Source organism: Serratia ureilytica, from assembly GCF_013375155.1.
Lineage (GTDB): Bacteria > Pseudomonadota > Gammaproteobacteria > Enterobacterales > Enterobacteriaceae > Serratia > Serratia ureilytica.
This window is the reverse complement of sequence record NZ_JABXOF010000006.1, coordinates 1-13116: the sequence shown is the minus strand read 5'-3', so window position 1 is coordinate 13116 and position 13116 is coordinate 1. Positions and strand designations below refer to the sequence as shown.

Genomic DNA, 13116 nt, shown 5'->3' with positions numbered 1-13116 from the left:
GGCCTATTGCGCGCGGGCGAAAATGGCGATCACTTCGTCCAGGTGCGCCTTCATCGCCTTGCGGGCGCCGCGCACGTCGCGCGCTTCAATTGCCGCCAGGATCGCCCGGTGTTCCAGCTCGGAACGGTGCGGCATGTCGTCCGGCGTATAGTGGCGCTGCAGCACGCGGAACATGCTGCCGTAACGGTGGCCGAGCAGGTGCCCGATGATGAACGCATAGGCCGGGTTGCCGCTGGCCTGGGCGATGCGGATGTGGAACAGCCTATCGCCGGGGTGGGTGGCGGAGCCGGCCCGGTTATCGCGGCAGTTCTGCTCATAGGCGGCGCGGATGCCCGCCAGCTCTTCGTCGGTGGCGTGGCGCGCGGCCAGCGCGGCGGTCTCCGGTTCGATCAACAGGCGGGTTTGCAGCAGTGAAAACGGCGGCAGCTCGGCGTTGAAATCCAGCTCGATATTCAGTTCGTCGTCGATTTCCGCCCACTGGTTGCGGCCGGCCTGGGCCATGACCGGTTCTTGCGACGCCGGCGGCGGCGTTTGCGAACGCACGATCACCCCGTTGCCCACCTTGACGTCCACCAGGCCAATCACTTCCAACGCGATCAGCGCCTCGCGCACCGACGCGCGGCTGACCTGCAACTGCTGGGCAAGATCGCGCTCCGAGGGCAGGCGGCTGCCCGGCGGAAATTCGTTGTTCTCGATAAGACGTTTGAGCTGGTCAGCTATCTGTCTGTAAATCCTTGGGTTTTCCAGTCGGGTAATCGGCATTTTTGACCTTTGACGATTCGGCGTTCAGTGATTTGGCGCACAATTATGCGACAAGGCGCTTGAGTAATCGTTATTCAAGTGTAAAAAAATGGTTAATTGAAATGCAGTTTCAAGGCTGTTTTTATTAACTTCTTCCCCCAACGATAACGCGTAAAGCGTCTTTTGTCATGTTAGAGGCCTGACCTTTAACCGCCTTTAGTGGCCTGACCATTAGACCTTTAGGCCGAGGAGTCAAGATGGATTTAACCGGGAAACGCGTACTGATCACTGCCGCCGGGCAAGGGATCGGATTCACCACCGCCAGGCTGTTCGCCGCCGCCGGCGCCGACGTGATCGCCAGCGACATCAACCTCGAGCGCCTGCAGGACTGCGCCGGGATCCGCGCGCTGGCGCTGAACGTCACCGATCCGGCCGCCATTGCGGCGGCGGCGGAAGCGATCGGCCCGATCGACGTGTTGTTCAACTGCGCCGGTGTGGTGCACAGCGGATCGATCCTCGATTGCAGCGAGGAGCAGTGGGCGTTCGCGCTCGATCTCAACGTGACCGCGATGTTCCGCATGATCCGCGCCTTCCTGCCGGGCATGCTGGCGCGCGGCAAAGGCTCGATCATCAACATGTCCTCGGTGGCCTCGAGCGTGAAAGGGGTGCCGAACCGCTTCGCCTACGGCGCCAGCAAGGCGGCGGTGATCGGCCTGACGCGCTCGGTGGCGGCGGATTACGTCACCCAGGGCATCCGCTGCAACGCCATTTGCCCCGGCACGGTGGAATCGCCGTCGCTGCGTCAGCGCATCGCCGAGCAGGCGCGCGAGCAGGGGCGTAGCGAGCAAGAGGTGTATCAGGCGTTCGTTGCCCGCCAGCCGATCGGGCGCATCGGCACCACCGAGGAAATTGCCCAGTTGGCGCTGTATCTGGCCTCCGACGCCAGTTCGTACACCACCGGCACGGTGCAGATCATCGACGGCGGCTGGAGCAACTGAGCCGCCATTTTTGAGAGAGGAACGCATGAAACTTTTACGTTATGGGGAACCCGGGCAAGAGCGCCCCGGCATGTTGGATGCGCAGGGCCGCCTGCGCGATCTGTCGCAGCATATCGCCGACGTGGGCGGCGCCGCGTTATCGCCGGCGTCGCTCGCCAAACTGCGCGCGCTGGACAGCGCCGCGTTGCCGCTGGTCGAGGGGCAGCCGCGCCTCGGCGCCTGCGTCGGCGGCATCGGCAAGTTCATCTGCATCGGCCTGAACTACGCCGATCACGCGGCGGAAACCGGCGCGGCCATTCCTGAAGAACCGGTGGTGTTCAACAAATGGACCAGCGCGGTGGTCGGCCCCTACGACCGGGTGGAGATCCCGCGCGGCTCGCAGAAAACAGATTGGGAAGTGGAGTTGGGCGTGGTGATCGGCCTGGGCGGGCGCTACATCAGCGAAGCGGAGGCGATGCGCCACGTCGCCGGTTATTGCGTGATCAACGACGTCTCCGAACGCGAATATCAAATTGAGCGCGGCGGCACCTGGGACAAGGGCAAAGGCTGCGACACCTTCGGGCCGATCGGCCCCTGGCTGGTGACCGCCGACGAAATCGCCGATCCGCACAGCCTGAACCTGTGGCTGGAGGTGGACGGCAAGCGCTATCAGGACGGCAACACCAGCACCATGATCTTCCGCATTCCGCAAATCGTCAGCTACCTCAGCCGCTTTATGAGCCTGCAGCCGGGCGATGTGATCTCCACCGGTACGCCGCCGGGCGTCGGCATGGGGCAGAAACCGCAGCCCGTCTATCTGCGGGCGGGCCAGACGATGCGTCTGGGCATCGAAGGGCTGGGCGAACAGCGCCAGCAAACCGTACAGGCTTAACCGGGAGCGCCGCCATGACCACCATTACCGCACTGCGGGTTGAAGACATTCGTTTCCCCACCTCGTTGGGGCTGGACGGATCCGACGCCATGAATCCGGATCCCGACTATTCCGCCGCCTACGTGATCCTGGAGACCGATCGCGCGGATCTCAGCGGCCACGGGCTGACGTTCACCATCGGCCGCGGCAACGAGATCTGTTGTGCGGCGATCCGCGCGCTGGAACATCAGATCGTTGGTGAGCGGCTGGAGGATATCGCCGCCGACATGGGCGCCTTCTGGCGGCGTTTCACCAGCGACAGCCAGTTGCGCTGGATCGGGCCGGACAAGGGGGCCATTCACCTGGCGACCGGCGCGGTGGTCAACGCGGTGTGGGATCTGTGGGCCAAATCGGTCGGCAAGCCGGTGTGGCGGCTGGTGGCGGAGATGACGCCGGAGGAGCTGGTGCGCTGCATCGACTTCCGTTACATCACCGACTGCATCACGCCGCAGGAAGCGCTGGCGCTGCTGAAACAGCGGGCCGAGGGCAAAGAGCAGCGTCTGGAGCGGCTGCTGCAGGAGGGGTATCCCTGCTACACCACCTCCGCCGGCTGGCTGGGCTACCCGGACGACAAGCTGCGCCGCCTGTGCCAGGAAGCGGTCGACGCCGGTTTCTCCTACCTGAAGCTGAAGGTCGGGCGCGATCTGGAAGACGACATTCGCCGGGTGCGCATCGCCCGTGAGGTGATCGGCCCGGATCGCCGGCTGATGATCGACGCCAACCAGGTGTGGGAGGTGGATGAAGCCATTCCGTGGGTGAAACATCTGGCGTTCGCCAAACCCTGGTTTATCGAAGAGCCGACCAGCCCGGACGACGTCGAAGGGCATCGCCGCATCCGCGAAGGGGTGGCGCCGGTCAAGGTGGCCACCGGTGAGATGTGCCAGAACCGCATCATGTTCAAGCAGTTCATCATGCGTGGCGCGGTGGACGTGGTGCAGATCGACGCCTGCCGCCTCGGCGGCGTCAACGAAGTGCTGGCGGTGATGCTGATGGCGGCCAAATACCAGCTGCCGGTCTGCCCGCACGCCGGCGGCGTCGGGCTGTGCGAGTACGTGCAGCACCTGTCGATGATCGACTACCTGTGCATTGCCGGCACCCACGAAGGCCGGGTGATCGAGTACGTCGATCATTTGCATGAGCACTTTGTCGATCCCTGCGTGATCAACGGTGCGGCCTACATGCCGCCGAGCCGTCCCGGCTATTCGATCGAGATGCATCCGTCTTCGATCGAGCAGTATCGGTTCCGCGGGTGAGCCGGGAGGATCGCATGCCGCGCATCGACGCTCACCAGCACTACTGGCGCTATCACCCACGGCACTACCCGTGGATCGACGAGCGGATGCGCGTGCTGCGGCAGGATTTCGATCCGCCCCGGCTGCGGCCGCTGTTGCGGGAACACGGTTTCGACGGCGCGCTGGCGGTGCAGGCGCGCCCCAGCGAGGACGAGACGCTGGCCCTGCTGGCGCTGGCTGAGCAGAGCGAAGGCATATGCGGCGTGGTGGGCTGGCTGGACATCGCCACGCCGCAGCTGGCGCAGCGTCTGGAGGCCTTACGGCCGCGTGCCGCGCTGCGCGGGGTGCGCCATCAGGTGCAGGACGAAGCGGATCCGGCGGCCTGGCTGGCGCGGCCGGAGGTGGAACGCGGCATGCAAACGCTGCAGCGTGCCGGGTATGTGTACGAGATCCTGGTGACGCACCGGGAGCTGGCGGCTGCGGCGGCGTTTGCCGGCCGCCACGACCAACACTGGCTGGTGCTGGATCACTTCGGCAAGCCGGACATCGCGCGCGGCGCGCGGCACTGGGCGCAGCAAATCCGGCCGTTGGCGGCGCTGCCGCACGTGGCCTGCAAGCTCTCGGGGCTGATCACCGAGGCGCCGGGTGGCCGGTGGCGGGCGGAGGAACTGCTGCCGTTCTTCGACGCCGCGCTGGAGGCGTTCGGTCCGCAGCGGCTGATGTTCGGCTCCGACTGGCCGGTGTGCCTGCTGGCCGGCGACTACCGCCAGGTGGTGCAACTGTGCGAACGGGCGCTGTCGACGCTGGGGGCTGCCGAGCAGGCGGCGATTTGGGGCGATACCGCCCGGCGAATTTACGGGTTAACGGAGTCTGGTTATGGATCTGTATCTGCAAGATAAGGTGGTGCTGGTCACCGGCGGCGGTGCCGGCATCGGCGCGGCGATTGCTCATGTGCTGGCTGAAGAGGGGGCGATCCCGGTGCTGGTCACCAACGCCGCGCCGGAGGCGGCGCTGCTGGCCGATTTGCAGCGGCTGCAGCCGCGCACCGGGGTGATCCTCACCGAATTGTGCGACGAGGCGGCCTGCCGCCGGGCGGTCAGCCAGACGCTGGCGACCTTCGGCCGCATTGACGGGCTGGTGAACAACGCCGGGGTCAACGACGGCGTCGGGCTGGAGGCGGGGCGTGAAGCGTTCGTCGGCTCGCTGGAAAAGAACCTGGTGCACTACTACCTGATGGCGCACCTGTGCCAGGCAGCGCTGCGGGAGAGCCGGGGCGCCATCGTAAACATCGCCTCCAAGACCGCGCTCAGCGGCCAGGGCGGCACCAGCGGCTACACCGCCGCCAAGGGCGCGGTGCTGGCGCTGACGCGCGAATGGGCGGTGTCGCTGCGCCATGACGGGGTGCGGGTGAACGCGGTGGTGCCGGCGGAGGTGATCACCCCGCAGTACCAGCGCTGGCTCAACACCTTCGCCGACCCGCAGCGGCAGATGGAGAAGATCACCGCGCGCATTCCGCTCGGGCAGCGCATGACGACGCCGCAGGAGATCGCCGATACCGTGGCGTTTCTGCTGTCGTCGCGGTCATCACACACCACCGGACAGTGGCTGTCGGTGGACGGCGGCTACCTGCATCTCGATCGGGCGCTGACGTGAGCGGCGCGGCGGCAGGGCGGCGCCGTTTCTGCCAGGCGCTCGATCTGATTGACTCACCGGCGCTGATTGCGGAGTACCAGCAGCATCATCAGCGCATTTGGCCGGGCATCGCCGTGCATTTGCGCGAGCACGGCATTCTGGACATGGAGATTTACCGGTTGGGCACCCGGCTGTTCATGATCGTGGAGGTCAGCGCCGATTTCGACGCCGCGCGTTTTGACGCCGCCAGCCTGAACAACCCCGAAGTACAGCGATGGGAAGCGCTGATGTGGCACTACCAGGCCGCCACCCCCTGGACGCCGCAGGGCGAAAAATGGGTGGAAATGGCGCGGATTTTCTCTCTGCAACAGCAATAACGCCAACATCATCATCGCCAGACGATACGAGGGTATCACCATGCTTGCTGAAAAAAGTGCGGCCTCCGCGCAGCCGGGCGTCCCCGTGACCGCCAATCTGCGCTGGGCCTTTATCCTGGTCACCAGCCTGTTCTTCATGTGGGGGCTGTCCTATGGCCTGCTGGACGTATTAAACAAACATTTTCAGGAGACGTTGCACGTTACCAAGGCGCAGTCGGGGCTGTTGCAGGCGGCCTATTTCGGCGCCTATTTCCTGGTGGCGCTGCCCGCCGGATACTTTATGGACCGCAAGGGCTATAAGGCGGGCATTCTGGTCGGGCTGTGTCTGTATGCGCTGGGGGCGCTGCTGTTCGTGCCGGCGGCGTCGGCCAACAGCTTCGGCGTGTTCCTGTTCGCGCTGTTCGTTATCGCCAGCGGTTTGGGCTGCCTGGAAACGGCCGCCAACCCGTACGCCACGGTGCTGGGCGACGCGCAGGGCGCCGAACGGCGGCTCAACCTGGCCCAGTCGTTCAACGGCCTCGGGCAGTTTATCGGCCCGTTGATCGGCGGCACGCTGTTCTTCTCCGCCAGCCAGTCCGCCGGCGGCGGCGATCAGAGCGCGGTGAAGATGACCTATGTGGCGATCGCCGTGCTGGTGCTGCTGATCGCGCTGTTGTTCAGCCGCACCCGGCTGCCGGCGATCCGCGAAGAGGAAAAACCGGTACACGGCGTGATAGCGCAGGGATTGTGGCAGCATCCGCATTTCGTCGGCGGGGTTATCACGCAGTTCTTTTACGTGGCGGCGCAGGTGGGCGTAGGGGCGTTCTTCATCAACTATGCCACCGAACACTGGCGCGAGGTGTCTAACCAGAGCGCCTCTTACCTGCTGTCGATCGCCATGATCTGCTTTATGGTCGGGCGCTTCTTCAGCACCTGGTTGATGGGGCGAGTCAAGCCGGCGACGCTGTTGGCGGCCTATGCGCTGATCAACATCGCGCTGTGCGGCGTGGTGATGCTGAGCGTTGACGGCGTGTCGGTGGTGGCGCTGATCGCGGTATTCTTCTTTATGTCGATCATGTTCCCGACCATTTTCGCCCTGGGGGTGAAAAACCTGGGTAAACACACCAAGCGCGCCAGCTCCTTTATGATCATGGCGATCGTCGGCGGCGCCATCATGCCGTACTTTATGGGGGCGCTGGCTGACCGTTACAGCACCGCGCTCTCTTATCTGCTGCCGCTGTTGTGCTTCGCGGTGGTGCTGGTTTACGGCCTGCGGCAGCGCCGCGCCTGATTCAACCCGGCGGCGAATCGGCCTTCGCCGCCGTTTTCGGCATCTGCCGCCGGGTCCCCATCAGGATGGCCAACGCCAGCAGCAGCACCAGGCCGGACAGCGCGCCGTTTATCGTCAGGCCGCCGGCATCCACCACCAGCCCGCCCACCAGCGAACCGCAGGAAATCGCCAGGTTAAACAGCGCGATATACAGTGAAGAGGCGACCTCGGCCGCATCGGGAGCCGCCTTGAGCATCCACGCCATCAGCGCAACGGAAACGCCGCCGTAGGCGATGCCCCACAGCAGCAGGAAGGCGCCGCCGCTCAGCGGCGTGTGGCCCAGCAGCGGCAGCAGCAGGACGGCGAGCGCCAGCCCGAGGGCGATCAGCGCCAGGGTGCGGCACAGTCGTTTGGCGGCGGCCTGGCCGGCGATAAAATTCCCGACGAGGCCGGCGATGCCGTAGGCGAACAGCAGCGGCCCCACCCAGCGGCTCTCGGTGCCGGAGACCGTCTGCAGCAGCGGACGGACAAAGGTGTAAGCCATAAAGTGACCGGCGACCAGCAGAAACGTCAGCAGCAGCCCGGTCAGCAGCCGGCGATTCGCGCGTTGCGCGGTGAACGACCGCCAGCCGATCGCCTGCGTGACCGGCAGCGGCGGCAGCACGCACACCAGCAGGAGCAGGGTCAGCGCCGCCAGAACGGCGACCGCCAGAAACGCCATGCGCCAGCCCAGCGCTTCGCCGAGGAATACCCCGAGCGGCACGCCGAACACCGAGGCCGCCGCTACGCCGCCGAAGATGATGGACAGCGCCAATCCGACGGAGGCCGGCGGCACCAGGCGTTCCGCCAGCCCGCCGGCGATGGCCCAGATACCGCCGATGCAAAAGCCCAGCAGAATGCGCGCAGCGAACAGCAGCGCCAGGGAGGTGGCGGCGGCGGCCAGCAGGTTAGCGGCGATCAGCAGCAGCAGAAAGCCCGCCAGCAGGTTGCGGCGGTCCGTGCGCCGGGCGCCCAGCACCACCAGCGGGGCGAACAGCGCGGCGAACAGGGCCGGCAGGGAAATCAGCAGCCCGGCGCGGCCGATCGATGCGTTCAGGGTGCTGACGATCGGGGTCAGCAGCCCGACGGGCAGCATTTCTGCGGTGACGACGGTAAAGGTGGACAGGCCGACCGCGAAGGTCGCCAGCCACGCTTTTGCGCCGCCGTCGGCGTGTAAGGCACTCATAATGACTCTCCCAACAGATGACGAACCTCAGTGTATCCGCGCCAAAATGGCTGATAAACTGGCCTGAATGCGCAACATTGGGGACAAAGCGTGGCTAATTTACCGTCTATGCCGTTGGATAACCTGACCGACCTGCTGGTATTCATTCGCGTCGCCGACGCCTGCAGCTTCACGCTGGCGGCCGAGAGACTGGGCATCTCCCGATCGGCGGCGGGCAAATGCGTGAACCGATTGGAGGCGCGATTGGCGACCCGGCTGCTGCAACGCACCACGCGCAGCGTCAGCCTGACCGAAGACGGCGCGGTGTTTTACGAATATGCGCAGCGCATCCTGTCGCAGGCCGAAGAGGCGGAAACGGCGCTCAATACGCGGCGGCAAACCCCGCGCGGGCGGCTGCGGCTGGATGTGCCGGTCTCGTTGGGGCGGTTGCATATTTTGCCGATTCTGCGGGAATTTTTGGCGCAGTGGCCGGAGGTGGACGCCGACGTCAGCTTCTCCGACGATTACAGCGATTTGGTGCGCGACGGCATCGACATGGCGATCCGCGTCGGCGGCAGCGACGACAGTCGGCTGGTGCGGCGGGTGCTCGCGCCGCACCGCCTGATCACCTGCGCGGCGCCGGACTATCTGGCGCGCTACGGCACGCCTGCGACACCGGAGGCGCTGGGCGATCACGAGACGCTGGTCTTCAGCCACCAGGGATTGCCGGCGCCCTGGCGCTATCGGGTTAACGGCCAACTGCACGAACAGCCGGTGCGCGGCCGGATGCGTTTCAACAACGTCGAGGCATTGCGGGATGCAGCCGTCGCCGGGGCCGGTCTGTGTCAGGTAGGGGCGTTTCTGGTCGGTGAACAGATGGCGGCCGGCACGCTGGTGCCGGAACGCTATTGTCGCCCGGGGCCGCCGATCTGCGCCGTCTATCCCAGCCGACGCCATCTCTCCCCCAAAGTGAAACTGTTTCTGGCGGCGATCGAACGGCGCTGGCAGGGCAAGGCGATTTGGGAAACCGTTTAGCGCAGGCGGTTTACGCCGCTTTCAAGGCCAGCGTTCGCCGCATTAGGCGATAGCCGCCGGCCGCCACCAGCAGTACGACCAGGCCGGCCGTGAGCGTGACGCCAAAGCCGGCCGTTATCCCCGCAGCGTCGATCGCCAGGCCCGCCAGGGCTGCGCCGAACGCCACGCCTATCCCCAGACCGGTGACCATCCAGGTCAATCCCTCCGTCAGCCTGGCGGGGGGCACGATGTTTTCAACCAGCCCCATGGCAATGATCATGGTCGGCGCGAAAAACAGTCCGGCGACAAACATCGCCGCCGCCAGCGTCAAGACATTGTGCACCCACAGCAGCGGCAGGGTAGTGAATGCGGTGGCGAACGCCGCGTATAAGAACAGGCGGGGCAAGGGGACGGGGATCTTCATTGCGCCGAAAATCAGCCCGGCGAGGCAGGAGCCAAACGCGTAAACCGACAGCACGATGCTGGCGGCGGCCGGCTGGCCTTGCTGCTCGGCGAAGGCCACGCTGATGACGTCCACGGTGCCGACAATGGTGCCCAGGGCGATCAGCGCCAGCACCAGAATTTGCATTGACGGCATAGCCAGGATGGCGCGCTGCCGCTCGCTGTTGTGGGTGTAAACCGGGGGCTGTGTGCTTTTTTGCAAGGCGAATGCCGTGACGCCCGCCACCAGAAGCAGCGCGGCCACCAGAGGACCGGCTTCTGGGAAAAGTGAAACGCTGAGCCCCACGGCGATCGGCGGGCCGATGATAAAGGCGACTTCGTCCAACACCGACTCGAATGAAAATGCCGTGTGCAGCTGCGGCGTGCCGCGATAAATTTCGCTCCAGCGAGCTCTGACCATCGCGGAGATGCTGGGCATGCCGCCCGCGAGCGCGGCGAAGACGAACAGCGCCCAATCCGGTGCCTGGCAGCGAGTGCAAATCAGCAGCAGCAAGAGGGCGATCGCGCTGGTCCCGGTGGCATACGGCAGCACTCGGCGTTGGCCGAAGCGATCCGCTGCGCGCGCGATCTGCGGCGCGAGCAGCGCCATGGAAAAGGCGAACGTCGCCGCCACCGCGCCCGCTAACCAATAGGAGCCGCGTACCTGCGAGAGCATGGTAATGATGCCGATGCCGGTCATCGAGACCGGCAGGCGCGCGATTAGCCCGGCAGAGGAAAACGCCTTGCTGCCCGGGGCGGTGAACAGTTTGAAATAAGGATTTGCCATAAAATGGGCTCCGGAATGTTGCGGCTCGGTATTCGCTCAATGTCCATCATTGACATACGCCACGTATGTTACGTTAATTGACATACATAGCGTATGTCAATTATAACGTCATCAATAACGAGGCGGGAGTGAACCCATGGCACGTAAAGCGCGTACCGAAATGATTGAAGAAACCCGACAAAAGCTGGTGGCGGCGGCCCGCCTGCAATTCGGCAACGTGGGGTATGCCGAAACGGTGATGGATGATCTCACCGCCCAGGCCGGCCTGACGCGCGGCGCGCTCTATCACCATTTTGGCGATAAAAAGGGGCTGTTCCTGGCGGTGGTGCAGGCGATAGATGCGGAGATGGATGCGCATCTGGCTGAGATAACCGCGAGTACTGCGGATGACTGGGAGGCTTTTGCGGCGCGTTGCCGCAGTTATCTGATCATGATGACGGAGCCGCAAGCGCAACGCATTCTGTTGCGTGATTCACCTTCGGTGCTGGGAGCTGAATATCTGCGGGCCAGCAAGCTGGCGTGCATCAGCTGGATGACGGGCGCATTGGAGTTATTGATGGCGCAGCGGCGTATCGCCGTTGCCGATCCGGAAGCGCTGGCGCATTTAATCAACGGCGGCCTGATGGATGCCGCGCTGTGGGTCGCCCATCATCCGGAAAAAGACGTGGGGCTGGAACAAGCCTTGGCCAGTTTGAACCTGTTGCTGAACGGGCTGCGTTCCACCGCCGTATAGCCGTATAAGTGTTGATGTCAGCCGCCGCGCCGTTACCACGGCGGCTTAAGAGTGAACGGCAGCGGGCTCGACGTTTTGCGCCAGCTGAATATTGTTGCGGCCGCTGTGCTTCGCCAGATAGAGCGCGGCGTCGGCCGCGCCTATCGCCGATTCGATGTCCAGTTTTTCCAACGCGGAGATGCCGGCGCTGAGCGTCAGCGTGCCGCTGTGCTGCGGACTGGCGCCGTGCGGGATGTTCAGCTCCGCCACCCGCTGGCGCACCCGTTCGGCCAGCTGCGCCGCGTAGCCTTCGTGCACGTTGGTCAGCAGCACCAAAAATTCTTCCCCGCCGTAACGCACCACGATGTCGCGCGAACGCACCGCATCGCGGATGGCGACCGCCACCTGCACCAACGCCCGATCGCCCATGGCGTGGCCGTAGCTGTCGTTATAGACCTTGAAGTGGTCGATATCCAGCAACAGCACGTAATGATGGCCGGTTTGCGGTTCCAGCAGCATCGTGATCTTATTCTCCAGCCCGCGCCGGTTATAAAGGCCGGTCAGAGGATCGATCATGCTCAAATTATTGAATTTATCTCGCTCGTTATACAGGTTGGCCACCAGCGCGTGAGTAAAGATTTCACTGCGTTTCAACATCAGGTGGTGGATGGAGAAAGCGATAATAGGTAATAGCGTGGTGAATAATATCCGCAGGGTATTATGCATGCCGTCTAAAGCCAGGATCACCATTGCGGAAGGCACGGCGTGTAAACAAAAGGCGGTAAAGTTGTCCGTCAGGGAAATAGCGCTGATAAAAAAGATGCTAAACAAACTAATTAATAAAAAATCTTGGTTATTCGGTAGGCAATATTGACTTTTAACGTAAATATGTGCGGCCCAGAGCAGGCCGAGCACGCCGGCGAACAGGTTGAGTTTGCACAAGTATTTGCGTGGCGTTTGCAGGGACAATAGCGCCGCTACCAGACAAAATAGCGGTATACATAATAAAGGTAGGGTAAATGCGGGCGTATCCCTAAAAGGGAACAATAATGTAAATACGGAAGAGGCGGCATTCATTATCAGAAAAAGAAATAATGCCAGGCGCTGCTTGCTGTTCAGTAATTCCTGATAAGAACGGGCGTTCATACGGAGGTCACTCTTTGCAAAGTCGTTCTGTCGAATAATTAAGGTTGAGAAGCATTCCTTTGGCGCGAATATCCACTTGAATTGCATGGTTGAGGATTGTGATTATTATCATGCAAACAGGACTAGGAATTTTCTTATGTCAAATTATCATTTTTTCATGCTGGTGTCATCTGGGTTTGGTCAGCGCAGTGAAAATGATGCGGCGGCCAAAAAAGTGTTATATGATATTGGTTATCATTATCACTTGAAGGGGGGTTGTCATGCTCACCGCCATGATTGCCGCGTGCGGGCTGTGGGGCGTCAGTTGGTGCCTCGGGGATCGCCTGGCCAGCGCCTGGGGCGTTTTGCTGCCTTGTGCGCTGATGCCGCTGCTGGCCTTGATCGACCTGGATATGGTGCAGTTGCGCACCCTGATCGTGATAGCGATGTTGGCCACGCTGGTCATGTTGTTCAACAGCCGGCTGCGCCACTATCTGCTGCTGCCTTCCTGTATGGCGCTGGCGGGCGGCCTGGCGGCTGTCAGCCTGAACTTCAGCTTCGGGTGAAACGCCGGAAACGGCAAAATCACGCTTTAGCGTGTGATTCATCAATGCGTTGGGATTTTTTCGAGGATACTGCCGGGGAGATCATCAATTGGTGCGAAGAGAGGGACTTGAACCCTCACGTCCGTAAG

The 13116-nt window shown here is 63.2% G+C and carries 14 protein-coding genes; 10 read left to right on the top strand and 4 right to left on the bottom strand.

The window, feature by feature from the left end; all coding sequences use genetic code 11:
- Nucleotides 1-3: 3 nt before the first annotated feature.
- A complete protein-coding gene (locus HWW83_RS12240) occupies nucleotides 4-762 on the bottom strand; it encodes a FadR/GntR family transcriptional regulator (protein WP_033641770.1) in 759 nt (252 codons plus the stop codon).
- A 236-nt stretch (nucleotides 763-998) separates the two neighbouring features.
- Between HWW83_RS12240 and HWW83_RS12235 the strand changes: the two genes are divergently transcribed.
- From HWW83_RS12235 to fucP, 7 genes are read left to right on the top strand one after another with little or no spacing between them, the layout of a single operon-like run.
- Entirely contained in the window at nucleotides 999-1739 is a 741-nt protein-coding gene (locus HWW83_RS12235; RefSeq protein WP_101453553.1) for an SDR family oxidoreductase, read from the top strand.
- 25 nt (nucleotides 1740-1764) lie between these two features.
- Entirely contained in the window at nucleotides 1765-2610 is an 846-nt protein-coding gene (locus tag HWW83_RS12230) for a fumarylacetoacetate hydrolase family protein (RefSeq protein ID WP_101453552.1), read from the top strand.
- 14 nt (nucleotides 2611-2624) lie between these two features.
- On the top strand, nucleotides 2625-3902 hold the full coding sequence (locus HWW83_RS12225) for an L-fuconate dehydratase (RefSeq protein ID WP_160203951.1): 1278 nt from the start codon (nucleotides 2625-2627) through the stop codon (nucleotides 3900-3902).
- Between the two features lie 14 nt (nucleotides 3903-3916).
- Nucleotides 3917-4780 carry an amidohydrolase family protein gene (locus tag HWW83_RS12220; RefSeq protein ID WP_176589326.1) on the top strand — a complete coding sequence of 288 codons (864 nt, stop codon included), beginning with the start codon at nucleotides 3917-3919 and terminating at the stop codon, nucleotides 4778-4780.
- Nucleotides 4758-5534, top strand: a complete 777-nt coding sequence (locus HWW83_RS12215; RefSeq protein ID WP_116286732.1) for an L-fucose dehydrogenase — start codon at nucleotides 4758-4760, stop codon at nucleotides 5532-5534. The genes HWW83_RS12220 and HWW83_RS12215 overlap by 23 nt, the downstream gene beginning before the upstream one ends.
- On the top strand, nucleotides 5531-5890 hold the full coding sequence (locus tag HWW83_RS12210; RefSeq protein ID WP_096242793.1) for an L-rhamnose mutarotase: 360 nt from the start codon (nucleotides 5531-5533) through the stop codon (nucleotides 5888-5890). The genes HWW83_RS12215 and HWW83_RS12210 overlap by 4 nt, the downstream gene beginning before the upstream one ends.
- A gap of 40 nt (nucleotides 5891-5930) precedes the next feature.
- A complete protein-coding gene (gene fucP / locus HWW83_RS12205; protein WP_033637000.1) occupies nucleotides 5931-7160 on the top strand; it encodes an L-fucose:H+ symporter permease in 1230 nt (409 codons plus the stop codon).
- Nucleotide 7161: 1 nt separating this feature from the next.
- Here the strand turns inward: fucP and HWW83_RS12200 are convergent, their stop codons facing one another.
- Entirely contained in the window at nucleotides 7162-8364 is a 1203-nt protein-coding gene (locus HWW83_RS12200) for an MFS transporter (RefSeq protein WP_046688202.1), read from the bottom strand.
- 108 nt (nucleotides 8365-8472) lie between these two features.
- On the opposite strand from HWW83_RS12200, the gene HWW83_RS12195 reads away from it, so the two are divergent.
- Nucleotides 8473-9378: a LysR family transcriptional regulator gene (locus tag HWW83_RS12195; protein WP_176589366.1), complete on the top strand. Its 906-nt coding sequence runs from the start codon at nucleotides 8473-8475 to the stop codon at nucleotides 9376-9378.
- A gap of 10 nt (nucleotides 9379-9388) precedes the next feature.
- Here HWW83_RS12195 and HWW83_RS12190 read toward each other — a convergent pair whose 3' ends face one another.
- Nucleotides 9389-10585 (bottom strand): MFS transporter, encoded by a 1197-nt coding sequence (locus HWW83_RS12190; RefSeq protein ID WP_069101051.1) that lies wholly within the window; start codon nucleotides 10583-10585, stop codon nucleotides 9389-9391.
- Between the two features lie 136 nt (nucleotides 10586-10721).
- On the opposite strand from HWW83_RS12190, the gene HWW83_RS12185 reads away from it, so the two are divergent.
- Nucleotides 10722-11318: a TetR/AcrR family transcriptional regulator gene (locus HWW83_RS12185; protein WP_069101052.1), complete on the top strand. Its 597-nt coding sequence runs from the start codon at nucleotides 10722-10724 to the stop codon at nucleotides 11316-11318.
- Between the two features lie 45 nt (nucleotides 11319-11363).
- Here HWW83_RS12185 and HWW83_RS12180 read toward each other — a convergent pair whose 3' ends face one another.
- Nucleotides 11364-12443 (bottom strand): GGDEF domain-containing protein, encoded by a 1080-nt coding sequence (locus tag HWW83_RS12180; RefSeq protein WP_033641782.1) that lies wholly within the window; start codon nucleotides 12441-12443, stop codon nucleotides 11364-11366.
- Between the two features lie 260 nt (nucleotides 12444-12703).
- Here HWW83_RS12180 and HWW83_RS12175 point away from each other — a divergent pair, with 260 nt between their 5' ends.
- Nucleotides 12704-12988, top strand: a complete 285-nt coding sequence (locus HWW83_RS12175) for a DUF1435 domain-containing protein (RefSeq protein WP_033641783.1) — start codon at nucleotides 12704-12706, stop codon at nucleotides 12986-12988.
- The last annotated feature ends 128 nt before the right edge of the window (nucleotides 12989-13116 follow it).

Coding starts and splice junctions, on each gene's coding strand:
- fucP (WP_033637000.1), top strand. CDS start 5,931: ATGCTTGCTGAAAAAAGTGCGGCCTCCGCGCAGCCGGGCGTCCCCGTG.
- HWW83_RS12175 (WP_033641783.1), top strand. CDS start 12,704: ATGCTCACCGCCATGATTGCCGCGTGCGGGCTGTGGGGCGTCAGTTGG.
- HWW83_RS12215 (WP_116286732.1), top strand. CDS start 4,758: ATGGATCTGTATCTGCAAGATAAGGTGGTGCTGGTCACCGGCGGCGGT.
- HWW83_RS12220 (WP_176589326.1), top strand. CDS start 3,917: ATGCCGCGCATCGACGCTCACCAGCACTACTGGCGCTATCACCCACGG.
- HWW83_RS12190 (WP_069101051.1), bottom strand. CDS start 10,585: ATGGCAAATCCTTATTTCAAACTGTTCACCGCCCCGGGCAGCAAGGCG.
- HWW83_RS12185 (WP_069101052.1), top strand. CDS start 10,722: ATGGCACGTAAAGCGCGTACCGAAATGATTGAAGAAACCCGACAAAAG.
- HWW83_RS12225 (WP_160203951.1), top strand. CDS start 2,625: ATGACCACCATTACCGCACTGCGGGTTGAAGACATTCGTTTCCCCACC.
- HWW83_RS12180 (WP_033641782.1), bottom strand. CDS start 12,443: ATGAACGCCCGTTCTTATCAGGAATTACTGAACAGCAAGCAGCGCCTG.
- HWW83_RS12200 (WP_046688202.1), bottom strand. CDS start 8,364: ATGAGTGCCTTACACGCCGACGGCGGCGCAAAAGCGTGGCTGGCGACC.
- HWW83_RS12195 (WP_176589366.1), top strand. CDS start 8,473: ATGCCGTTGGATAACCTGACCGACCTGCTGGTATTCATTCGCGTCGCC.
- HWW83_RS12235 (WP_101453553.1), top strand. CDS start 999: ATGGATTTAACCGGGAAACGCGTACTGATCACTGCCGCCGGGCAAGGG.
- HWW83_RS12240 (WP_033641770.1), bottom strand. CDS start 762: ATGCCGATTACCCGACTGGAAAACCCAAGGATTTACAGACAGATAGCT.
- HWW83_RS12230 (WP_101453552.1), top strand. CDS start 1,765: ATGAAACTTTTACGTTATGGGGAACCCGGGCAAGAGCGCCCCGGCATG.